At 33.5% G+C, this 21,633-nt stretch carries 36 protein-coding genes and 1 other RNA gene; 9 read left to right on the top strand and 28 right to left on the bottom strand.

Annotated elements, in window-relative coordinates; genetic code table 11:
• Position 1 precedes the first annotated feature (1 nt).
• From G7059_RS01690 to G7059_RS01620, 15 genes are all read right to left on the bottom strand, one after another.
• On the bottom strand, positions 2 to 187 hold the full coding sequence (locus tag G7059_RS01690) for a hypothetical protein (RefSeq protein ID WP_166080362.1): 186 nt from the start codon (positions 185 to 187) through the stop codon (positions 2 to 4).
• Between the two features lie 2 nt (positions 188 to 189).
• Entirely contained in the window at positions 190 to 999 is an 810-nt protein-coding gene (locus G7059_RS01685) for a hypothetical protein (RefSeq protein WP_166080361.1), read from the bottom strand.
• A 2-nt stretch (positions 1,000 to 1,001) separates the two neighbouring features.
• Positions 1,002 to 1,538: a hypothetical protein gene (locus G7059_RS01680; protein ID WP_166080360.1), complete on the bottom strand. Its 537-nt coding sequence runs from the start codon at positions 1,536 to 1,538 to the stop codon at positions 1,002 to 1,004.
• A complete protein-coding gene (locus tag G7059_RS01675; protein WP_166080359.1) occupies positions 1,539 to 1,733 on the bottom strand; it encodes a hypothetical protein in 195 nt (64 codons plus the stop codon).
• 119 nt (positions 1,734 to 1,852) lie between these two features.
• On the bottom strand, positions 1,853 to 2,614 hold the full coding sequence (locus G7059_RS01670) for a site-specific DNA-methyltransferase (RefSeq protein ID WP_205700220.1): 762 nt from the start codon (positions 2,612 to 2,614) through the stop codon (positions 1,853 to 1,855).
• Positions 2,604 to 2,957: a RusA family crossover junction endodeoxyribonuclease gene (locus G7059_RS01665; protein ID WP_166080358.1), complete on the bottom strand. Its 354-nt coding sequence runs from the start codon at positions 2,955 to 2,957 to the stop codon at positions 2,604 to 2,606. The genes G7059_RS01670 and G7059_RS01665 overlap by 11 nt, the downstream gene beginning before the upstream one ends.
• Positions 2,950 to 3,594, bottom strand: coding sequence for an MBL fold metallo-hydrolase (locus tag G7059_RS01660; protein WP_166080357.1), 645 nt, complete (start codon positions 3,592 to 3,594; stop codon positions 2,950 to 2,952). The genes G7059_RS01665 and G7059_RS01660 overlap by 8 nt, the downstream gene beginning before the upstream one ends.
• Positions 3,591 to 4,256: an ERF family protein gene (locus G7059_RS01655; RefSeq protein WP_166080356.1), complete on the bottom strand. Its 666-nt coding sequence runs from the start codon at positions 4,254 to 4,256 to the stop codon at positions 3,591 to 3,593. Before G7059_RS01655 ends, G7059_RS01660 begins: the two co-directional genes overlap by 4 nt.
• Positions 4,257 to 4,258: 2 nt before the next feature.
• Positions 4,259 to 4,687: a hypothetical protein gene (locus G7059_RS01650; protein ID WP_166080355.1), complete on the bottom strand. Its 429-nt coding sequence runs from the start codon at positions 4,685 to 4,687 to the stop codon at positions 4,259 to 4,261.
• Between the two features lie 58 nt (positions 4,688 to 4,745).
• Positions 4,746 to 5,477 (bottom strand): DUF1351 domain-containing protein, encoded by a 732-nt coding sequence (locus G7059_RS01645; RefSeq protein ID WP_166080354.1) that lies wholly within the window; start codon positions 5,475 to 5,477, stop codon positions 4,746 to 4,748.
• Positions 5,467 to 5,619 (bottom strand): hypothetical protein, encoded by a 153-nt coding sequence (locus tag G7059_RS01640; protein WP_166080353.1) that lies wholly within the window; start codon positions 5,617 to 5,619, stop codon positions 5,467 to 5,469. Before G7059_RS01640 ends, G7059_RS01645 begins: the two co-directional genes overlap by 11 nt.
• A 182-nt stretch (positions 5,620 to 5,801) precedes the next feature.
• On the bottom strand, positions 5,802 to 6,395 hold the full coding sequence (locus G7059_RS01635; protein WP_166080352.1) for a DUF1642 domain-containing protein: 594 nt from the start codon (positions 6,393 to 6,395) through the stop codon (positions 5,802 to 5,804).
• A gap of 171 nt (positions 6,396 to 6,566) precedes the next feature.
• Entirely contained in the window at positions 6,567 to 6,890 is a 324-nt protein-coding gene (locus G7059_RS01630; protein ID WP_166080351.1) for a dockerin type I repeat-containing protein, read from the bottom strand.
• Positions 6,868 to 7,020 carry a hypothetical protein gene (locus tag G7059_RS10450; RefSeq protein ID WP_240920517.1) on the bottom strand — a complete coding sequence of 51 codons (153 nt, stop codon included), beginning with the start codon at positions 7,018 to 7,020 and terminating at the stop codon, positions 6,868 to 6,870. Before G7059_RS10450 ends, G7059_RS01630 begins: the two co-directional genes overlap by 23 nt.
• 171 nt (positions 7,021 to 7,191) lie before the next feature.
• Positions 7,192 to 7,416 (bottom strand): hypothetical protein, encoded by a 225-nt coding sequence (locus G7059_RS01620; RefSeq protein ID WP_166080350.1) that lies wholly within the window; start codon positions 7,414 to 7,416, stop codon positions 7,192 to 7,194.
• A 391-nt stretch (positions 7,417 to 7,807) separates the two neighbouring features.
• Here G7059_RS01620 and G7059_RS01615 point away from each other — a divergent pair, with 391 nt between their 5' ends.
• On the top strand, positions 7,808 to 8,128 hold the full coding sequence (locus G7059_RS01615) for a hypothetical protein (protein ID WP_166080349.1): 321 nt from the start codon (positions 7,808 to 7,810) through the stop codon (positions 8,126 to 8,128).
• Here G7059_RS01615 and G7059_RS01610 read toward each other — a convergent pair.
• From G7059_RS01610 to G7059_RS01595, 4 genes are read right to left on the bottom strand one after another with little or no spacing between them, the layout of a single operon-like run.
• Positions 8,087 to 8,503 (bottom strand): hypothetical protein, encoded by a 417-nt coding sequence (locus G7059_RS01610; RefSeq protein WP_166080348.1) that lies wholly within the window; start codon positions 8,501 to 8,503, stop codon positions 8,087 to 8,089. The genes G7059_RS01615 and G7059_RS01610 overlap by 42 nt on opposite strands.
• On the bottom strand, positions 8,500 to 8,652 hold the full coding sequence (locus G7059_RS01605) for a hypothetical protein (protein ID WP_166080347.1): 153 nt from the start codon (positions 8,650 to 8,652) through the stop codon (positions 8,500 to 8,502). Before G7059_RS01605 ends, G7059_RS01610 begins: the two co-directional genes overlap by 4 nt.
• Positions 8,649 to 8,930: a hypothetical protein gene (locus G7059_RS01600; protein WP_166080346.1), complete on the bottom strand. Its 282-nt coding sequence runs from the start codon at positions 8,928 to 8,930 to the stop codon at positions 8,649 to 8,651. Before G7059_RS01600 ends, G7059_RS01605 begins: the two co-directional genes overlap by 4 nt.
• Positions 8,931 to 8,977: 47 nt before the next feature.
• Complete coding sequence (locus G7059_RS01595) at positions 8,978 to 9,172, bottom strand: helix-turn-helix transcriptional regulator (protein WP_166080345.1); 195 nt, start codon at positions 9,170 to 9,172, stop codon at positions 8,978 to 8,980.
• A 148-nt stretch (positions 9,173 to 9,320) separates the two neighbouring features.
• Between G7059_RS01595 and G7059_RS01590 the strand changes: the two genes are divergently transcribed.
• The 3 genes from G7059_RS01590 (at position 9,321) to G7059_RS01580 (ending at position 11,638) form a co-directional block, all read left to right on the top strand.
• Positions 9,321 to 9,557, top strand: a complete 237-nt coding sequence (locus G7059_RS01590; protein WP_166080344.1) for a helix-turn-helix domain-containing protein — start codon at positions 9,321 to 9,323, stop codon at positions 9,555 to 9,557.
• A 71-nt stretch (positions 9,558 to 9,628) separates the two neighbouring features.
• A complete protein-coding gene (locus G7059_RS01585; protein ID WP_166080343.1) occupies positions 9,629 to 10,282 on the top strand; it encodes a glycerol-3-phosphate acyltransferase in 654 nt (217 codons plus the stop codon).
• Positions 10,283 to 10,471: 189 nt separating this feature from the next.
• The gene (locus G7059_RS01580; RefSeq protein WP_166080341.1) at positions 10,472 to 11,638 is read left to right on the top strand and encodes a site-specific integrase; all 1,167 of its coding nucleotides are present in this window, start codon (positions 10,472 to 10,474) and stop codon (positions 11,636 to 11,638) included.
• A 38-nt stretch (positions 11,639 to 11,676) separates the two neighbouring features.
• Here the strand turns inward: G7059_RS01580 and ssrA are convergent.
• Positions 11,677 to 12,032, bottom strand: a transfer-messenger RNA (tmRNA) gene (gene ssrA, locus G7059_RS01575).
• Positions 12,033 to 12,247: 215 nt separating this feature from the next.
• Here ssrA and G7059_RS01570 point away from each other — a divergent pair.
• Positions 12,248 to 13,204 carry a serine hydrolase gene (locus tag G7059_RS01570; RefSeq protein ID WP_166080340.1) on the top strand — a complete coding sequence of 319 codons (957 nt, stop codon included), beginning with the start codon at positions 12,248 to 12,250 and terminating at the stop codon, positions 13,202 to 13,204.
• Between the two features lie 12 nt (positions 13,205 to 13,216).
• Here G7059_RS01570 and G7059_RS01565 read toward each other — a convergent pair whose 3' ends face one another.
• Positions 13,217 to 13,741: a phosphatase PAP2 family protein gene (locus G7059_RS01565; RefSeq protein ID WP_166080338.1), complete on the bottom strand. Its 525-nt coding sequence runs from the start codon at positions 13,739 to 13,741 to the stop codon at positions 13,217 to 13,219.
• 92 nt (positions 13,742 to 13,833) lie between these two features.
• Between G7059_RS01565 and G7059_RS01560 the strand changes: the two genes are divergently transcribed.
• Entirely contained in the window at positions 13,834 to 14,493 is a 660-nt protein-coding gene (locus tag G7059_RS01560) for a metal-dependent hydrolase (RefSeq protein ID WP_166080337.1), read from the top strand.
• On the top strand, positions 14,483 to 14,947 hold the full coding sequence (locus G7059_RS01555; protein WP_166080336.1) for a hypothetical protein: 465 nt from the start codon (positions 14,483 to 14,485) through the stop codon (positions 14,945 to 14,947). Before G7059_RS01560 ends, G7059_RS01555 begins: the two co-directional genes overlap by 11 nt.
• Here G7059_RS01555 and G7059_RS01550 read toward each other — a convergent pair.
• The 7 genes from G7059_RS01550 to G7059_RS01520 all read right to left on the bottom strand — a co-directional run bounded on the left by G7059_RS01550 (position 14,928) and on the right by G7059_RS01520 (position 19,734).
• Positions 14,928 to 15,473: a hypothetical protein gene (locus tag G7059_RS01550; RefSeq protein ID WP_166080335.1), complete on the bottom strand. Its 546-nt coding sequence runs from the start codon at positions 15,471 to 15,473 to the stop codon at positions 14,928 to 14,930. The two genes, G7059_RS01555 and G7059_RS01550, sit on opposite strands and share 20 nt — an antisense overlap.
• Positions 15,474 to 15,482: 9 nt before the next feature.
• Positions 15,483 to 15,824: a hypothetical protein gene (locus G7059_RS01545; RefSeq protein ID WP_166080334.1), complete on the bottom strand. Its 342-nt coding sequence runs from the start codon at positions 15,822 to 15,824 to the stop codon at positions 15,483 to 15,485.
• 214 nt (positions 15,825 to 16,038) lie between these two features.
• Positions 16,039 to 17,148, bottom strand: a complete 1,110-nt coding sequence (locus G7059_RS01540; protein ID WP_166080333.1) for a cation diffusion facilitator family transporter — start codon at positions 17,146 to 17,148, stop codon at positions 16,039 to 16,041.
• Positions 17,149 to 17,281: 133 nt separating this feature from the next.
• On the bottom strand, positions 17,282 to 17,701 hold the full coding sequence (locus tag G7059_RS01535; protein WP_305038673.1) for a M4 family metallopeptidase: 420 nt from the start codon (positions 17,699 to 17,701) through the stop codon (positions 17,282 to 17,284).
• Positions 17,702 to 17,774: 73 nt separating this feature from the next.
• A complete protein-coding gene (locus tag G7059_RS01530; protein ID WP_166080331.1) occupies positions 17,775 to 18,602 on the bottom strand; it encodes a VOC family protein in 828 nt (275 codons plus the stop codon).
• Positions 18,603 to 18,673: 71 nt separating this feature from the next.
• On the bottom strand, positions 18,674 to 19,117 hold the full coding sequence (locus G7059_RS01525) for a Fur family transcriptional regulator (RefSeq protein ID WP_166080330.1): 444 nt from the start codon (positions 19,115 to 19,117) through the stop codon (positions 18,674 to 18,676).
• A 2-nt stretch (positions 19,118 to 19,119) separates the two neighbouring features.
• Positions 19,120 to 19,734, bottom strand: coding sequence for a YigZ family protein (locus tag G7059_RS01520; protein WP_166080329.1), 615 nt, complete (start codon positions 19,732 to 19,734; stop codon positions 19,120 to 19,122).
• 119 nt (positions 19,735 to 19,853) lie between these two features.
• Here G7059_RS01520 and G7059_RS01515 point away from each other — a divergent pair, with 119 nt between their 5' ends.
• Together G7059_RS01515 and G7059_RS01510 are read left to right on the top strand one after the other, a co-directional pair.
• Positions 19,854 to 20,708, top strand: coding sequence for a DegV family protein (locus tag G7059_RS01515; protein ID WP_166080328.1), 855 nt, complete (start codon positions 19,854 to 19,856; stop codon positions 20,706 to 20,708).
• 48 nt (positions 20,709 to 20,756) lie between these two features.
• Positions 20,757 to 21,614, top strand: coding sequence for a DegV family protein (locus G7059_RS01510; RefSeq protein ID WP_166080327.1), 858 nt, complete (start codon positions 20,757 to 20,759; stop codon positions 21,612 to 21,614).
• Positions 21,615 to 21,633 lie beyond the last annotated feature (19 nt).

Here is a 21,633-nt window from a genome sequence, read left to right as displayed (position 1 = left end):
CCTAATCTAATTTAACTGTTATGCAACCTTTGCCATTCCTACGTTTAATATTTGCAAGAGATGATAACCATTTAACAATTTCTGTTTTAATTCCTAATCTTGTAGCACAGTTTGATAATGAATCTATGAATTGAAACTCATCGCCGTTATAGACTGCATATTCTTTTTCGTTTCCTCGCTTAGTCATTGTTACTGTTGACCTTTTTCGTTCTCGTACCATTCTTCTAGGTTTAATGGTTTAGTAACTTCTGTGTCAGTAACCTCTTCAACGGAGGAATATTCAGGTTGAATTGATTCTTTAGAGTGTGTTTTAGTAGATCTGTTTACGACGTCACTATTCACTTTATCTGACTCCCTATTTAACCAAGCGTTCATAAATCTTTTCATACCACTTTTCTTTTTTCTTCTAGAAGGATTACTTTCCAACCAAAGTGATGCTTTCTTTAATTCAACTTCAACATTTACATTTGGGAATGTATCTTGTGCTTTAAGAATGTAGTCAGAATCGAATGAATATATACTGCCGTCGGCTAGTGGCATTTCAATGCCAACTAACGTATTATTCTTTACATTATTATCATTCTTATAATTCTTTACATTCTTAGTTGTTGTTAGTTGTTTGTTAGTTGATTGTTGCTCGTTTGTTGATTGATTGTTATCTTGTTTGTTAGTGTCGTCATAATAACCTTGATAAATGTCGTAATTAGTCACTATTATTAAGGTGTTTTTGTTTGTTGATTTGATTGTTATCTCCCCTGTTTTTTTAAGCTTATTTATTGAGGTGCGAACAGACTGTAATGACAACCCTGTTTGAACAGATAACGACCCTAAACTTGTAACAAAACTACCTCTTTCTATTTCTTGGCCACGCCATTGTTTTCCGCTGTGATTTGCAAGAAGTAACATATGAATGAATAACGATTTAACATTAATATCTGTGTACCATTCCCAATCAATTATTTTTCTTTCGAGCTTAATAAACCCGATTTTTTCTGCCATTATTACCTCCTTAAATCTTCTTCATATACCAATAAATCAATACCGTGTTCTCTACCACGATCTAATGTGATATCGATTAAATCATTCATTTCTTTTTTGTTAAATCTGCTTGTTCCTTTATAACAGGCTAAGAGTACTGTATCTACTCCTTTAGCAGATTTTCGACGTTCAACTACTTTTACTACCCTGTAAGGTTTTTTATTATCATCGCCTTGAAGTACATCTATCATCTCTTCAAGACCTTCCCAATATTCAACGCTTATATTCGCTTCCTCTATTAGTTGAATGTAGGTATCGTTTACGTACTCTCTAGGCTTAAGACCTCCATTCTCTGCTGCTGTAATTTTGCTTATTAAAGCCCATAAAGCTCTGTTTTGGCGCAATGTCCTTTGACCTTCCCTAACACCTATGTCTATATCTAACAGCTTGTCTTGGGGTATCTTTTGAGCTTGTAGGTAGAATTTTTTAGGAAGTATGATTGATAAGACGATATCTGTGTCGGTATATAAATATTCTTTAAGTTTCCCGATTAATTTCATTTAATCTCTTCCTTTCTTATAAGTTACTAAATCTTTGTTCCAATAAGGATAGTGACTTAGTAAATGTTGATAGAACGTTTCTAACATTTGCTTTCTTTGCGGTGTATGGTCTAGATTAAAGTGACACATTCTACATCCTAGAGCTAAGTTTTCTTTAATTCCTAATCCTGAATTACCTTTAGAGACGTAGTGCATCAAATCACTTCCATATCCACCACAGAATATACAATATTTATCACGTTCAATTACTATTTTTCTTGTATTAGCGTTTGGCTTTAATGCTTTAGCTCTTTTAGATGTGATAATATCACCTCTTATATGCCTAAAGTTATTGGTAAATCGAAAGTAAGCATTTCTTCATTCGCTTTCTTATAAAAATCTTTCTTTATTTCAAAGCCATAACTGTTTCGGTTCAATTCTGCAGCAGCCCTTAAAGTAGAACCACTACCAGCGCACGGATCAATTACAACGTCTCCAACATCAGTAAATATGTTAATCAATCGTTTAAGCACTGGAATAGGTTTTTGAGTTGGGTGCACTTTTGGGTATGAGCCATCAACTTCCCACTCAAACCAGTTTTTAATCATCATTCCGTCATTGTTAAACTTAGGAAGCTTATCTCTGTACAAGACCACCGCATATTCCATCGCTCCAACAATTCTCATGTTTGCTTTTAATACTTGCGAACTTGATTTCTTAATAAAGAAAATTGGGTAACTATTTTTGAAGCCATATTTCTTCCCTTGTTCCATTACCATTTGCATTTGTTGAAAAGCACAGAACACAATCATCGCCGGAGCTTTGCCAGTTTCTTTAGGTTCTTTAATCAGCATTTTTGAGCAAAAGTGCATAAACTCCGAAATTCTAAAATCATTATCGGTATCAAAGAACATGCTATTTGCTTTCTTTGACTCTCCGTTTTCTATTTTTCCATCTACATACCACTCATTACTAGATGCATATGCGTTATTACCTAAGTTATAAGGTATATCGGCGATAACAAGTTGTGCTTTTGGTATGCCGTATCGTTTGTAGTTTTGGAAGTGATCATTGTATAATTCGTATTTAATCTTCATAATCAACCTCAATTTCAATACTGTTGTTTTTGTGTCCGAAAGTTTTGATAGAATGCTTATTCACAATCTGTCTATCATCAGGAATCTTCTTACATATTTGAAGAATGTCTAATATCGGCTTCTCAATGTTATCTAGGTCGCCTACGGTCTTGTTTACACATTTGAAGTGTAGTTTTACCTTTAACGGTTTTAGTCGCTCTACTGCTCTTAAATTGCCTAATTGCAAAGATATTACGCGGATGTATTCCTTGTATTCCTTTGTCCTAAAAGACCTATTGCCATTCTTATAAGTTAATGTTTGGTATGAACGAATCTTATCTACTTGCACTTCCACTTTATTCATTAACACCTCCGTATGTAGAGCTTGGATGAAGTAGTAATTCTTCATACTTTCCTCTAGCATTTTCTTTAATAAACCGTTCCCTCTGTTGAATTGATAAATGAGTTAGTTTAGATCTATGACCATGTTCATATTCTGTAGAATGTTCTAAAATGAAATCAAGCAAAACTTCATCGTAATTACCTTCAATAGCGTAAATGTCATAACCTATCGCTGTAATGCCTTCAAGATGTTCTGTGTCTGTAGCATGGAATATCTTTTTATCTGCAAAGATACGCCAACCACAGTTATCACAGATGCTCATATCACTATTTAAGTGATACAGTTTGAACGGACTGACCTTGACAAAGCCAAAGTCATACAGTTTATTTAGTTCTAAGCAATCGATATTTCTAACTCCTAAATCAAGTAATGGATCAACTAACCATTCGCAACACACAAATCTAATTAAAGGTTTCTGTTCAGCAACCTTAGCGATTGTTGATTTATTGAAATGGTCTCCATGAATATGAGTAAGCAGAATTATCTTTATCTCGTTTAGATATGGAGCAAGCTTTTTATAACTCACTCCTATATCAACTAATACATCTTTGTAGAGAATTGCATTTCCTTTGCTGTCTGATTGAATGACTGTTATCATAAATCACTTATTGATTGTTGTTTAGGTTCAGATGACGATTGCCCTTTTTTGTTCCGTGTAGCAAGTTCTTTATCGATTAATTGTTGAGCCACTGCATTTGTTAAATCTTGCAACTTTTCAACTTTACAGAAATCAAGTAAACCCTCAACCCTTTCGCCAAATAGTTCTAATATTTGTGTAGTCTGATCTTTAGTAATCATTTCTTTGCTCGGATGTTTCTTTGTCTGCTCTTTTGGTTGATGTTCTGGGTTTTTTGTTTGAATTTCAAGACCATCATTTTCTGCTACATCCATCAAGTGCATATATAGATATCGTTTTAAGTAAGTGTGTTGAGAACCTAGTGTTTGAATCTCAAGATTTGATGGTTTTCCATCTCTATTAAAGGTTGTTGCATCTGCTCCGTTTGTTTTGAACTCTATTGTGCTTTCACTGTCCCAATCATGAAGTACCAATGTTGCTAAATTATCAACAAAGTTGAACACTGGAGTAAGTCTGTTTTGAAGTAATAATTCATCACTTTTTGGCATGAAGTCCGACAGTTCGAAATATTCATAACCAGCAAACTTGTTTTTCCCGCTTTTCTTAAGTTTTTCTTTGTTAAGTTGAACTCTGGCATTCTGCAGCTTTTCGTAAATGCTTACTATTTGTTTGTTATCTGTCATCTTTAACTATTCTCCTTATGATTTCTAACATATTCCATTTTTAAATCGTTAACTCTTTTATCGTAGTAGCTCCTGTAATGTGGTTTAATGAAATCTAATGCCGTTTGATATGCTATATGAAGGTACATTTTATTTTCTACATACCACTTATCAAATTGATACTCGTACACTTGATCTAAAGTCTTTGATACTCCTTCTTCGCCGTACTCAACATCAAAATTGTATGACATGTAAATGTCATCAACTTTTTTAGCTAACAACCTCCCAACGTAATCGATCAATGGAGAATATTCTCTTCCTGTTTCGGTATCAACGTTTATAACCGCTGCATTCTGGTAAGTCAGTAACTTTAAGTTTAGTTCTTCATTTTCTTCTAATACTTTTCCTACAATGTTATTAATTTGATTTAATACCTTATATTTGCTACTCATAATATTTAATCCCTTCATTTTCTAGAAAGTTTTTTACAGATTTAAGTTGAGTAATTGTTCACTCAACATAAAACTTCATAACCATAACTTCTTCAACGACTTTAGGAGCTTGAACAACTTCTTTCACAGTTTCAATACGCTCTTCTTGTTGTTGTTTTAACTCTTCTTGTCGAGCCTTTAACTGCTCTTCTCGTACAATTTCGTTATTAACAATCGTGATTGCTTGTGTTGCATCTAGAGATTGATAGTATTTAACAAGAATCCGTTCTTTATTTTGTTGTGTTTCAATTAGTGCTAAATCTGCTGTAACCTTATCTATGAACTCGATAACTAACTTTTCGAGTGATGTGACTGTATTACTTAAACCAATTTTTAATCCAACTTGTTCAAAGTTTATAAAGTCATAACCATTAGCTAATTTGTGTTCTTCGAAGAATTGCTTAACCTTGTTGGTTTTATCTTCAATAACTTTTCCTTCAAATATCTTTACTTGGATGCTAATACTTCCTGACGCTTCTTTAATAAGTGACGACATTTCTTTAGCTTGTAACTCAAAATCTTCAAAAGGTTTCATAAACTCTTTTTTGTTTCTAATGCGCGTATCATTTATCTCTTTATCGAGTTTATTAAGATTAGAAATTATCTTCTTTGCATCCTTAGTCGTATCTTCGGTAACTACCAAATTACGATAGTGATTTAAGTTTTCGTTTAATTCGCTAGTTAATGCATCCAGGTTAGATACAATTGACCCTTGTTTCTGTTCTACTACTAATTCAAAATTATCTTTCATGCCATTCTCCTTTATACTCATAGTATTCTTCATACTTAATCTCTTTTTTCGCTTGTGACTCTAGCCATTTGCATTCTTCGCAGTTTTCAACATCCCACTGACCAAACTCTTTGCCACAAGTCTTGCATGTGTATTCGTCCATACTATCTTTTAATGTGTTTACCTTTACACTTAGGACATCTTGCTCTTTTATCTGTATAGTTATATGACCAACCTTCTTCTTTTAATCTTTTAATTAAGTCTGTTCTTACTTCACATGACTCTGTTTGAAATGTTCTTTTACAATCTACCGAGTCACATTTTAATCCTTGAAAATATGCCATACTAATTACCTTTAATTTCTTTCTTCACTAACGATTTTATTAATTCTTGATTAGGGAGATTGTCGATTTCTTCTTGGGTAAACATACATTTAACACTTGCGTCGTTGATAAGCCCCTTATTGAAATTGTAGTTTCCGTTAAAATGGTGTCTGTAATACTTGTGCTTATGATTGTTGTTTGGAAGTTCCAAAGTATATAGCTTTTCTTTTTCACGTTCCCAAACTAATACCCATTCCATAGGCTTAACTCCGTTGTGTTTAGGTTTGTAGATAGCTGTGATTTTATCTCCTAATTTGTTATTGTTTAAGTAGCAATCAAAACCTCTCTTTAACGCATATAGCATTGAATCGTTAACGTCATATCCTTTCGCTATTAGTCCATTGTCATATTTTAAATCAACCTTATATCCAACCTGCAACAAATCTCTTAAGTCTGGATTGATTAGTTCTAATTCATTTTCTTTTAACCACAAGCACATTCCATTTTCAGACACAACTAGATACGGAAAAAAGGAATTGTCAACTATGCGAATTGCCCCTTGTCCAACCAAACCTCCATAAGTGAATTTCACTTTATCTCCAACTTTAAATTTCATTAATTTTTCTCCTTTTTCTTAACGATATATTTATCGTTCATAATTTTTACTTGTTCAGTGTATGACCACATTAATCTAGTTCTTGCAATTCCGGATTTCTTTTCAATTTGAATAATGTTGCCTGTAAATAAAACTTCATTTGTATGTGTATCTATAAGTTCCTAAATCATATTAATTATTAAACTCGTATTTGTAACCGTTAGACGATAGAATAACTGCTCTGATAATTTCAAAGTCAACTTCATTTATTTCACCATCACGATTTACGTCTGCTATACGTTGCTGCTTCTTTGTCATTTTTCTGTTTCCTAGTTGATGTGCTCTCATTAGTGCCATATCGCTAATACTAATAACTCCATCTTGATTAACATCTGCAAATAAGGGTTCTTCTCTGAGAACACTAACAAATGAAATAGCAATTAGACCAAGCAAAACCATTACTACAACCAAGTAAAAACGTTTGTAAGGCTTGTTAGTATCTTTCACGTAATGCATGAGTTTCACGCTCCATTTCTTCGTTATATATTTCAATAAATGTATTCAAATCTTGTTCACCGCAATGCAAACCACAGTATTCTTCTCGCCATGATTTGAAATCAATTCCATATTTTAGGTAATACCTCATTACAAGCATTTCTAGCTCTGTGTAGCCTTGTTCCTTAGTGGGATAGACACAATATTCAGTGCCGCACTTTATGCCACCAGCGTTGTTGTAATCAAGCCACAGAGTATGAGTACCGTTGCCCGTCTCTATTCTCCACGTCGCTTTAGCGAGGGCTTGAAACTCTTTAGCTGTTCATGGATTGCTGTGTGCTGGTAAGACGAAAGTGTGATTTTGAATTTCTTCTACTCTTTCTTTTACCTCGGTATTTTCTTGTCTTTGCTCTGCTCTAAACTCAATGATTGAATTTAGGATAGATTGTTGGTAAAATATACCTGTAATATTTATTACTAGCGCAATTGTCGCGAGTATCGTACCGACTCCAATCGAGATACTCAATGCGCTTTTTTTATGCTTCATTGTCGAATATCCTTTCTAACTGTTCAAATAAACTTGCAACGTGCATATCTTCTAGTTCTTCGCGTTTTAACTCATTCTTGATTGGTAACAATGTATCGAAATAATGCGACTTCCATTTAGCTTGTTCTCGTTTGAAATAGCCTGCTCTTTCTTGTGGAGTACAAAGTTCTATTCGAGTATATGTATGTCTGCCGTTTTGAATATAGATTGGAAGATTGGTTGATCTGTTCTTCCTGATAAATGCATAGACTCTTCTTGCGGTTCTAGCTTCGTCTGAACTTGCGAATGTATATGAGTCCTTTTCTGTGTATTTTTCTAATAATTCTTGATTGATAAAATCACTTCCTTTCGTGTTATGATTTCCTTATCTGAATAGATAGGAGGTATTAATATGTCAATTGAACTAACTAAAGACCAATCAACCTACTTAGTGGCTGTCTACAAAATGTATCTCGATAAAATCAAAGATGGTCAATCTAAATCACAAGCAAGCAACTTTGAATCTGGTTTTTGGAAAAATTCTAAATATCTTATGACCTGGCATCCTGATGATATTTCGCAAGTTCATATGCAATTATCTAAAATTGGGTTGTTTAAGACTTGGATTATGGGTGATTTCGTTTTACAACCAGATGCGATATTCATCATGGAAAATCGGTTCAAAAACGGTCTAAAAGAAGTTGTTGAATTTCTGACTAAATTTATTCCCTAACATATCTTCAAATATGATTTCAATTGAGTGTTCAATTCCACAAATCTCGTATTTTACATGAGATACTCTCATATTGGATAAGTTGATCCCGTTTATTTCATAGGCCTTATTTTCGAGGTCTATTTTTAGTGTTTCAAGTTTTTGTTTAGGCAATATAAACGAGTTATCACTGTTCTCTACATTTTCCTTATGCAGGATATCTAAAAAACCTTTTACCCAAACAATGTTGTCTTTAAGAGGAATTACCATTTCTGTACTTTCTTCACTTACACCGTTGTTTTCTTTTATATCAACGACTATCTTTGCATCACTATTTTCAAAAGCTTGAATAATCTCTATTGCTTGTTCTGTGCTATTTGCTATTACTTTTATCATTGAGCTTCCTCTCTTTCTAACCCAATGCCGTTTACACTGACTTTGAATCCATTTTCAACTATTGCTTGAACCTCACCATTCTCAATAAAAACATGGGCTATTACTTCGTCGTTTTCACGAGTTACAGTTATTTCTTCTAATTCATTCATTTAGTTTCCTCTCTTTCTTTTCTATACTTAGCAATCTTTGCTTCTTGTTTCATTTTAGTTTCGAAATAATTCATGTCCTTGCCAATATGTTCAAGGAATAACTCTGTAGGAATTAGCATAGGGTTAGCCAGCTTTATTCCTTTTTGCTCTAATTCAGCAACTAGATCTATTCTGTATTGTCTTGCTACTCTGTGAACTTTGCCAACAAACAGTTTTAAATGCTCTGTATTTAACTCTTCGTTATTAACTAAAACTTCGTACTTTTCTAACCATTTCATATTTTCTCCTTTTTGTGTATTTAATATACACATTCGATTTAAAAAAATTAAGATAAGTCAAATTTTTTCGGTTCAATATCTAGCCAATCACAATACTTAAGAAATTTTATAGCTGGAATTCTAGTTTTATTATTTTCATAGTTACGCCATGTTGTTACTGTTATTTCCAAATATTTAGCCACTTCTTCAATTGTTAAATCTTTCATTTTTCTGGCAGAACGCAATGTCACCCTATCGCTCACACATCCACCCCCTTTCTTGTGTAAATTGATTACACTAACAATCTATCACTCTGTGTATGTTATGTCAACATAATTTATCAGAAAGTGTTAAATTCATTGCTAAAATGTGTAAAAGTGTGTATTATTTTAGTAAAGAGAGGTATAGATTATGAGTGAATTAAATAAACAGATAGGTCAAAAACTTCAAGAAGCACGTGAGAAAGCAGGATATTCACTTAGAGATGTTGCCAATATTGTAGGGAAAAACTATTCCACTATCCATTCTTACGAAACCGGAAGAAACGCTATCAACGTTGACGTAATGGATCAAATCTGCAATGTTTATGGTGTAAACTATCTAGACATTCTCACTGAAATACATTACATGAACAAATTAAATAAATAACTTTGTTTTTTATTTTATACTATCATCAATACACGACAAAATTAGTCACAGACAATAAATAGGAGAAAATCATGAAAAAATATGGATTCACAATTGTGTTTGTTATCGTTGCTTTGATTAATCTAGGTGTAGCAGTCTATCAATTCACCCATAATGATATAACTTTGGGTGCAGTAAACACTGCAACTGTTGCTTTAGCTTCTTACTTAGCTTATATAACACTACCTGAAAAAGAAACGATATATGTTAAAGAAAGCAATAGACCAATTATTGAAACACAAGATAATCAAAATAATATAGTTACCGAACTTCCACTAAAGACAGAAATCAGAAGTAAGAATGCTAATAAAGTAAAAACAAGAAATAGCAGAGTGACATCCTTACTTGTATCTAGTATTATGACAGTAATCTACATCGGTATTTTGATTTATATTGTTTATGATGTTACAAACATTAAATCGACAGGCGATAGCGCTTATGACTTAGGAACAGCAATTGGAGCTTCTTTAGGTGTGATGTTGTTATATCCACATATGGCATTTGTTTTTATATCATTTATCTTCAATGTTGTTGCTTATGTTTGGAATCTATCATGGTCTGCGTTAGTTGCTGCGATATTGTATATAGTCGCTATGGTATTAATGCCTACATACTTCTTTGGTATATTAGTTCAAATGATATTATGTTTTATAGGGTATTCAAAACTTAAGAAAACTAATATATAGTAGTGATTTATGAACGAAAGCAAATTAGCAATTCAATTAGTTAAAGACATTTAAATAAAATGGGATATGGTTATCAATCTAAAAATAACTAAAAAAACACCGACGGCAATCGGTGTAAGTGCAACATATAGACCTACTAGACTAGCTTTTGTTGTACTCCTTTTATAACAAAAATATGAGGTGATTTAAATGACAAAACGCAAAATTAAGACTCCGGGTGTTTATTTGGATAACAATGGAACTTATTATCTAAAATATAAAAACAAGACATACAGAGGCTTTTCAAGCGTTGAAGAGGCAGAGATAAAAAAGGCATCACTTCGTTTGGCAGATGATACAGTTAACTCTATTTTGTTCTATGATCTAATTACTGATTTCTTAGAATACCAATATCAACTTTACGAATCACAGTCGATTACTTTTGGTACATATGACAAGAAAAAGTCTGCGGTTGACAATTATATAAAAGATAATTTTTCAAATGTACGACTTAACAAATTGAGACCTATAATGTTTAGAAACTTTAGGTCCGACATAAATTCATTCTCAATTTCTTCGTCTCATAAAAACTATATCTTACAAACTATGAAACAAATCATAATACACGCCATGAAATATCACGGATTGAAAGAAGATTTTTCATTGTTTCTAGATAGATTCCCTATAACCAAAAGCGAGCGAAAAAAAGCAAAAAGCAGACTATCTTATATCTGGAACAACGATGATTTCGAACGGTTTTTGAATAACGTTAGTGCTTTTAGAAACGATGAGTATTCTTATGAGTCAATGTGCTTAAAAATATCATTTTATCTCTTTTTCTATCACGGTCTAAGAATTGGAGAAGTGTTAGCATTACAGTGGAAAAAGATTGACTGCGAAAATAAAACACTTGCTATATCAAACTCATTAACTAAAAAGACAGAAGAAAAAGGATACGAAATCAAAGAACCTAAAACAGATGATAGTGATCGTGTAATAGCGATTGGAGACGATACTGTTAATATATTGATTAATCATAAAAACGCAGCTAAAGAATTCTATGGTTTTAACGATGATTGGTTTGTTGTAGGAGATAATTCGCCTAACTCTGCTCGAAAAATAGATAGAGCAAGAGAAACTGCGTGTAGAAAAGCAGAACTTGATATTATAACAAATCACGATATGAGACATATGTTTGTTACTAACTCATGGGGAAAAGTTCCGACAACTGCACTCAGTCAATATATAGGTCATAAAAATGTATATGTAACTTTAACTAGATATGCACATTTAGCACAAGAAGACAGTGATAAAATGACTGAATTCATCAACAATTCAGAAAAAATCTTCTCAAAATCTTCTCGAAATGAAATTTAGCATAAGAAAACCCACTATATAGTGGGTTATTTGCTATTTGGTGGAGCTGGCGAGAGTCGAACTCGCGTCCAGATAGTGTTCCACATTTGAACGTCTACAGTTTAGTCTATTGTGTTACATCAAGGTCAGAACAACAGACCAATCAAAACCTTGAGTTGCCCGATGATTTTCGTGTGATGCACTGAGCGATACATCACCTTATCCTTTGTTGGTTAGTTGGTATCTATTGCCCAAAGGCTAAAACGTTAAATACCAGGCTGCAAAGCTAGAAAGCTAAATTAAGCAGCGAATTGTAAACTGTTATTGTTTCCAGTTAAATTTTGTTTGACCTTTAAGGTAGTCACACCACTGCAGTCCAAATCAAACGAAAACCTGTCGAAACCATGACAGCCCCGTAATTGAATTATATCATGAATTATACTTTATTTGTTCCAAAATGCAAGTGTTATTTCTTCGCTAAAACTACTTTTTTATAAAACTATGAATTCACTTAATATTGTAAATTGAAAACTCCAAAAAAGCGGTATATATTTTTTGAAGTGTTTTAAGTACAAGTAATTCTCTCTTTGTTTTGATACAATATATCTATATCGTAATTAGGAGGGAATTATGAGTGAACTAATCAATAAAATACATACCTTAGTAGACGAAGGAAAACTTCAAGGTATGACAACATGTACAATTGATAATCGTAATATCAAAATTGATATTTACGGAAATGCGATACCAGGAGAACCACTTACTAGAGAATCAATTTACGACATTGCATCAATGTCGAAGCTTTTTGTAGCGACTCGTGTGTTGCAAATGATAGAAGACGAGGTATTTGAGCTATCAACCCCCGTGGTTGAACTACTACCTGATTTTAAGAACAAAGAAATAACTATTGAACATCTTCTTTTACATCGAAGTGGATTTGATCCAAGTCTTGGAGGACGCTATACGATGTCTAAAGATGAAATGATTCAGTCTGTATTGAATTGTGATGATTTAACAGCCCCAGTAGATTCAAGAATGTTATACTCTTGTATTAACTTTATCCTACTCGGTCTTGTGATTGAGTCTTTCGATGGTAGTTTAGATTCGTCAATTTACAATCACATTACAAGTCCTCTAAATATGGATTCAACACGCTATCTTCCAACAAACAAAGAACTGTGTGTTCCAAGTGGAATTGATGATGAGGGAAATATTATTCGCGGAGTCGTGAACGATACAACTGCAAGAAGATTAGGTGGCATCGCGGGTAATGCTGGAATTTTCTCTACAGTCGATGACCTCATTAAGTTTGCTGAAGGATATTTTCAACGAACAATCTTAACTCCGGAAACTATTCAAATTCTAATAAGCACGAATGTCGATAACCGCTCTTTAGGTTGGAATATCTTTCAATACAAGGAAAAAGATTATCTTTATCATACCGGTTATACTGGACCGTCTATTCTATTGGATATTGAGAACATGCATGGTTTAATCTTACTCACAAACCGAAACTATCCTAAGTTAAACCCTGACTATGTTGATATTCGTCTTGATTTATTCAGAACATTTATTGATAACAAGTAAAAGAGGATTCTACTAAAATCCTCTTTTTTCTACGTTATGATATTTGTTTCGATAGACTACAGTTACTCCATAAGCAACGATTAGACCCCATATACATCCAACAAGGACATCTGTTGGGTAGTGGACAAATAGATACATCCTTGAAAGTCCCATGATCGCTGCTAGAGTGATTGCAATCCATTTCCCTTTAATCTTATTAAAAAGCAATACACCTGCAACTGCAAATGAACTAGCTGTATGACCTGAAGGGAACGAAGATCCCCTAGGTATTTCGATAAGTATATCAAGTGGATGTGTTATGAAAGGACGATCTCTCATGACTAATGGTTTTAACATAAAGTCTACAGTAACAAACTCTATTACAAGAGCGAGCAGTGCAAGAACTCCTATTGTTCGTGTTTTCTTGTTAATGAGAAAGAGAGCGCTGATTAATATCCACAACTCTCCATGGTCACCCAATCGTGTGTAAAAAGTAAAAAATGCATCTAGTAGTGGCGTGCGCAAAGATTGTAACCATAATAAAATATCAAGTTCCATAATACACCTCTCTTAGAACATTATATGTAGAATTGTTATAAAACTCAACTTCCTTTACTTATGATATACTAGATTTATTAGGAGGTATTTGTATGGAACTTAGCTATCACGGACACTCTTGTGTCAGCCTTACTACAATTAATGACACACGAATCCTTATTGACCCTTTTATTACCGATAATCCACTAACTGATTTAGATGCGAATACAGTAGAGTGTGATTATATTCTATTAACACATGCACATAATGATCATTTCGGCGATACATTAGCAATTGCCCATCGTTGTAATGCGACGGTTATTGCAGTCGTTGAGCTAGCTGATTATGTTGCTCACTTTGGTATTGAGACACATGGTATGAACCTTGGAGGTAAGTACCAGTTCCCATTTGGAAGCGTTAAGTGCGTTCCTGCTCTTCATACATCAAGCTACAATGATCGTTATATGGGAGAACCCTGCGGCTTTGTCATCAATGACTCAAGCTCTTCAGTATATCATGCTGGAGATACAGCTCTATTCTCTGACATGAGCTTAGTTGGACCTGTTACATGTGCCCTTCTTCCAATTGGAGATAACTTTACAATGGGTATCGAGGATGCTGTAAAAGCTAGTCGTATTATTACTGCTGAAATTGTTGTACCTATTCATTACAACACCTTCCCTTTAATTGAAGTGAATCCTTATCAATTTACAAACCAAGTTGATAATGCGACAGGTATTGTAATGGAAGTAGGTGATTCCATTGAGTTATAACTTCGAAGAACGTATTAATCGCGTGATTAATAATCATCAATTTACATGTCAACACTTAAGCCACTATTTATTTGTTCTAAAGGGCTTTGATGCATTTATTGATAAGATAAGTATTAATGTTAAAAAGTTTGATAGTAGAGATTTAGGTTCGAGGAAGAATTATTACCTTACTTACTCAGATGCTTTACTTCTTGATGATGAAACTGTTCAAGAATTAAAAGATAATAATTACGATGTTTGGATTGTAGATTTTAACCTCATTCCAAATACTTGGATTGTTAAAGAGAACGATGAACTTAAGTTTATTGATTCTTTTGATCCCCTAGACTTTGCGGAAGAAAGAAAAACACTCAGCATTTTTAACACCACCAACTCCCTTACTGGGATTGTGGATGATCCAAACACTGAGCGTACTATTGAAGACTATCTTCAAATTATGAAAGAGTTGCTTTAAGTTTTTTATTGTAGAGTTTCATTTGTCCCTCTACAAATTCTAAGACTTCAGGGTTGCGATCAACCTTGAAGTTTTTATTTTGTCCATTTTTATATTCTATCTTTAATGTTCTAAAACTTTTGGTAAATTGTTTCTTAACACTAACTGTTACTATGTCCATTAATGATATTGATTCTCCAGTACTTGTTGAAATCACTTCTGGACCATTAAATATTAATGAAAAGGATCCGACACTACGCTTTTTATAAAGCTCGAACGTTTGCTTAACTGACGCTTCGGATATGGTATTTAGAATTTGCTCATTATTCTTTTGCATCTTTGCAAATTTTCTAAGTGAGTACACTCCATAGGTAATCATCGTTAGTAAGGATAAAAGAATACTTACAAGTGGAGATAATGAAAAGACATTCTGTAATGCAAAAAACAACACGAGCGTTCCAACTGCTCCTACTAATAGGATTGCAACTCCCTTAGCCTGACTTGTTTCTCTATTCAATGCAATTAAGTGTTGACGTTCTCTAGTCATTCAATCATCCTATTCTTTATTCTCGATACTAGTATTCTTGTTTTTATCAGTCTTTTTATCTTTAGATACTCTTCCAGCAATAAGAGCCATTGCGTAAATTACAATCACTCCTATTAGAGTTAAAGATACCCAGGTAAACAATGGTGTTGTGTTATAAACCACCAAGAGTAAACCCACTAAAACTAAGAAGTTTGAGAACATCAAGAATCTTGTTCTAATATCACTTCGAATAAGTGGAATTCTAATTGTTTTGGGAACTTCATCATTAACAGTGATACTATACGTAATTAAAGCAAATAATAGTACTATTACGATAAGTAATGCAAAATTCATCATCTCTAAATATTTCATAGTAGTCTCCTTGATTAATTCCATTATACTTAATAATTTGAAATACCGCACTAACAGTTCTCATTTTTTTGTTTTCAAGCTTAATAATTACTACATTTTTTTACTCTTTATTCAATTGTATATATTTCCCGGGTAATAACCTAACTTTTTTAGTATCTAGATACTATTCTATTTCGGTTCCTATAGTCTTTGTTCATAGTAAGAATAATTATTGTTAGATTAGTTGCTGGTTATCTTTTGTAATCTCTAGAGTTAATTGTATATTATTACTTACTAGGTATTCATTTATATATGCTTCAATCTTATCATAGTCTTTTGATCCATTCAGTACGAGGTCAAAGCATAAACGATTATCAATAACTCTTAGATCATGAAAACTTGTTTCTGGATAATTGATTTTGAGAAATTTTTTAATGAAGTGGTATATTTCTTTCAATTCTTTACCATCAATATCTAATGGGTCAAGGTGTGCCACCATCTCAATTGATGTCATCTCATAGAGCTTTCTTTCGATATTATCAATAATTGTATGAGCTTCTACTAGTGACATTTTTTGGTTTAACTCAATGTGTACTGTTCCAAATGCGTATTCTTTTCCATAGAAATGAACCATACAATCATGATAACCAATAATTTCTGGTTCTTCATCAAGAATTTCCTGAATTTTCTCAAGTAATTCTTCTTTTGGGCGTGTCCCCATTAACTCATCAATAAAGTCACGAATCATCTGTGCTGAAGAGTAAATAATATAGATACCAATAAACACACCAATATAACCATCAATGTTTAGATTAGTTGCAAACTGAATGATAATTGCTAAAAGAAGAGCACTTGTCATGTAGACATCATTTTTACTATCTTGTGATGCAGCGATTAATACCTCTGATTCAATTTCATTGCCCTTCTTACGATAATAGATGACCATTATCACTTTAATAATAATTGAAACAATCATCACAAGTATCGTGAGTATAGAAATTGATAGACTAATTGGAGACACTATACGATTAAATGATGATCGAACTATTTCTATTCCTAAGTATGCCATAATTAATGTCATAACAAATCCTGCTATATATTCAGATCGTTGATGACCGTATGGATGTTCTTTATCAGCAGGTTTAGATGACATATAGAATCCTAAAACAGTTATAAATGAGGAAAGTGCATCCGATAAGCTATTTATCCCATCCCCAATGAGTGCTTGAGAATGAGACAGATATCCTGCCCCTATTTTTCCAGCCGAAAGAAGCAGATTCGTAATAATACCCATTGCACCTGCTTTATATCCCACTTTGTATCTTGTTGAAGTATTTTTTTTCATTCTCATATTATATCACGTTCCCATGAACTGTAAATGTTTCTGATTAACATAATTCACCCTATAAAAAAACTACCGATTAATTTGAATTAACCGGTAGTCATCTGCATATCTCTCTTAGAAAACAGTACTCAATTTAGTTGTAAATTGATCCGTTCTCATATGTTGGAATTTCTCTAAATCCTACGTAATCGTAGAAATCTAATTCTCTCACTTGTGAGTCTGGAACAAGATAGTAATTTGAATTTACTCGTGTATTATCTTGTGAAGCTGATGGGATCATTTCTCCAATTCCTACAGCTGCATAAGCATTGTTTACAGCAATTAGTGTATTCTTCTCATTAGGATAAAGTGAACTAGTTGCTTGTACCATTGCATCTCTCATATCAGAGAATTGTGAGTTGTTGTTTAAATAATAACGCATTACTTGGAAGAAGATTTGTTCTGCTTTTTCTTTTCCAATTGCAGAAATTACATTATATGCTGCTTTATTCATAATTCCTGAGTTAGTATGAACTCCACCATGATCATTTGATGCTGGTAAGTTAACAAAGATTTCGTTTTATATAGCGGTTCTCGATAAAAAAAGCAGCATATTTTATTCAAAACAAGCTACTCTCTTTTAATTTTTATTTAACTATGAATTCTAAAACGATAGATGATGGATCAGTAATTTGATAAGTGTTATCATTAACTTTTTTCATCATTGATTCTATTTCATTTGAGAACCTTAATACATCTGCACTTCCTACTGTAAAGCTTACCTTATCTAATCCTGTTCGATTTTTTGGTAAGACCGGCATAATTCCTAGCCACTGATTTATTCCTAAATCATGGTGATATCCTCTTTTAGAAATAAAGATTGCATGACCCATATCTGTTTTCAAGTCAAAACCTAAGCCATCTAAGTAGAACTTACGAGCAGCTGTAATATCACTAATTTGTAAATGAACATGTCCTAAGTCTGTTTCACTAGGAAGACCATTCCAATCATTAGGATTTATCCCTTGAATTAGGTTCTCAATATTTACTGGATCAGTATAAGCATCAATTGTACCGTCTTCATGAATTGTCCAATCTGAAATAGGACGATCATTATATATTTCAATGCCATTTCCCTCGGGATCATGCATATATAGAGCCTGACTGTAGCCATGATCACCTGCACCATCAATAGAATAATTCACATCTCTGAAATGGAATAGTAACTGACCGAGATCTCGTTCTTTAGGCACTCTAATTGCAAGATGGTAAAGTCCTTGGAAGTCTCTTTCAGCAAGTATGAACTCGTCATCTGTAATGAGTTCTACGATATCCATATTAGTTCCTAGCATAACACGTTTTTCTTCTTGTTCTCTGATTGTTAAACCTATTGTTTCTGTATAAAATTTTGTCATCATTTCTAAGTTTTTAACTCTTAAAGTAACATGATGTAATTTAGTTGAATTTTCAAGCATATTTTCACCTCGTTGTTTATACTACATTATGTTTATTAATTTACCTACTAATATGCTCAAAAAAACATACTCTAGACGTGAGTATGTTTCTCTTTCTTCGTAACATTTAATTGTTTCTGACATGATGCACAAAGACCATATAATTCTAATTGATGTCGGTCAATAATGAATCCTGTGCTACTCTCAACTTCATCCTCATACTCATGAAGCGGACATCCTTGAATCACAAGTATCTTTCCACAGTTTGTACAAATGAGATGGTGCTTATGCACAAGGTGATTAAACTCATAAACTGTTTGCGATGGTTCTAATGGCACGGTCTTTAAGATTAGTGACTTCTCATAAAAGGTATCAAGTGTTCGGTACAGCGTTGAAAGGTCCATTGGCAAATCCACAAGATCTTGAATCTGGTTAATTGTCAAAGGCACAGTTGATTCTAAGAGCACCTTCAAAATAGCTACCCTTTGTTTGGTAACCTTTATTCCTTTTTTTTCTAATTCATATCTTACTTCCATATTTATCCTCTAAAGAATTCTATTGTTTCTTCTAACAACTCATAAGTACCCTGTCCTCTTGAAACATCCTGAATGGGATCAAGTTTTGTGGGGTCATTCACCAATACATCATAGTGTACTAGGTCATCGTAGTTCCTATCAACAATCTCCGCTTGTCCAGTTAGGACCGTTTCAATTTCATTAATTGTATCATAAGGAAACGTAATACGGTATTTATAGACTCTTTGAGGCGATAGACATACCGCATCATGGATCGCTAAAGTGACACTTGATCCATAAGCACGTATGAGCCCACCAACACCTAGCTCTATGCCTCCAAAGTATCGCACAACCACTGCAATGACATTTTGTAATTTGTTGCCTCTTAAAACTTGCAACATCGGTAATCCTGCACTAGACGCAGGTTCTCCATCGTCATTAGATCTTTCAATTTCACCTACACGCAAGGCACTACAATGGTGGGTGGCCTTCGAATGTTCTTTCTTTATTGCTCTAAGAACTTCTTTTCCTTCTTCTTCGCTTTGAATAGGAACTAAGTATGAGATGAATTTGGACTTATTTATTATTTGCTCAGCGATTACTCTGTCTTCTATTATTTTATAATCTAGATTTTTCATATCACTATTATATGCTAAATCTTCACTTCTTTAAAGTATGGCAACTTACTCACTAAATCCAATAATAGTTTGACAATCAAAGTATTATTATCTATAATGCTAGTTATGGAGGATTTACCATGAGAAAAATTAAAATATTCTGTGATTCATCAGTAGCATTAACACAAGAAGAAGCAGATCTAATTAATGTAACAATTTTACCTTTAACATTAATACACAACAATAAAGAATATGCAGATCAATTTGAGATGACAGTAGATGATGTTAACCAACTACTTGCAAAGAAAGAAATCATCAAGACATCGCAACCTAACCTTGGACTCATTATTTCTGAGTTTGAAAAAGCGAAGGAAGAACACTATGACCATATCTTTGGGATTACGATAGCGGAAACTCTATCTGGTACCCATTCAGCATTTAATCAAGCAGCTGTTGAAGTTGGATTGGATAACTTCACACTCATTAACTCAGGATCTATTTCTGGAATTGTCCATGAAATGATTCGACTCATTAATTCAATGAATGAAGAAGGTATGGCGTATGACCTAATTCGCGAAAACCTTAATCCTTTACTCGATAATAGTGAGATATTTGTCTATCCACAAACACTTGATCAATTAAAAGTTAGTGGAAGAATTTCTAAGAGTGCTGGAACTTTAGCCTCTCTTCTTAAGATTAAGCCACTACTACACTTTGCGAACATGGGACAAACAATTGATAAGTTTGGAACAGCTCGTACTGAGGTTAAAATTTTCGATATGATTGTTAAGAACCTTATTGAAAACAATGTTCACCCTGATACTCATATTATTTACTATCTAGAAAGCAGTGCTTTGGAAATTATTGAACGTTTTGACCTTTATTTAAAAGAAAATCTTGGTACGTTTGAAACTAAGACACTACAACTGCCTGCTGTCATTGCAACTCATGCTGGTCTAGGTACCATGGTAGTGCAATGGATGCTTAAAATCTAGAGAAACATTATTATTTGGTATATAATAAATTCATGAGAGGTGCATAGTATGAAAACTGCAGTAGTAATTGATAGTGGTAGTAATTATTATAATGAATCTGTAAATATGGATGGATTGTTTGCGATTCCATTACAAATTATTCATGGAGATGAGTCTTTTCTTGAGACTGTAACAATTTCTATCGATGAAGTAAATGATTTACTTTCTAAGAATGAAATGTTGCAAACATCGCTTCCTGTGCTTGGTCAAATCGAAGAATTATTCCAAGATATTAAGAAGCAAGGATACGATAAGATACTTGCTATTCCTATTACTGCAGGTATATCTGGTACGATTGATGCCTTTTATGCTGCTGCTAAATTTGTAGGAATTGATATAGAGGTCATTGATTGCTATACCACCGCTTGGATAGAATTGGAACTAGGAATCGCTGCACGTACCCTCTTGGATGCAGGACATTCCATTGAGACTATCAAAGAACGCTTCCAAGAATCAATTCATCATAGTGACACTTTTATTATTCCAGATAACCTTGATCACCTAGCAAGAGGTGGCCGTTTATCGCCCCTAGCGGCAAAATTAGGTGGATTCCTTAAAATCAAACCAATACTTCATCTGAATGAATCTACAAAAGGTGTCATTGATCCTTTTGAGAAAGTACGAACAATGTCTAAAGCAATTGATACTGTCATTGAAACGATGAAGAATGAAGGTGTTGGTCAAGGATATCTAATTGTAATTGCGAATGTCGTTGCTCCTGAACTTGCTGAATCAACCTTACTTAAGATGAAAGAAGCCTTTCCTGATGCTGTATTTGTCAATGAAAAGCTTGTACCGACAGTTAGTGTTCACGTTGGCGTTGGTTCTATTGCTATGCAGTATATGAAATTACCAAATTTAACATAGAAAAAAAGGTCGAAAGACC

Source organism: Erysipelothrix sp. HDW6A, from assembly GCF_011400295.1.
Lineage (GTDB): Bacteria > Bacillota_I > Bacilli_A > Erysipelotrichales > Erysipelotrichaceae > Erysipelothrix.
This window is presented reverse-complemented; position numbering and strand designations above follow the sequence as displayed.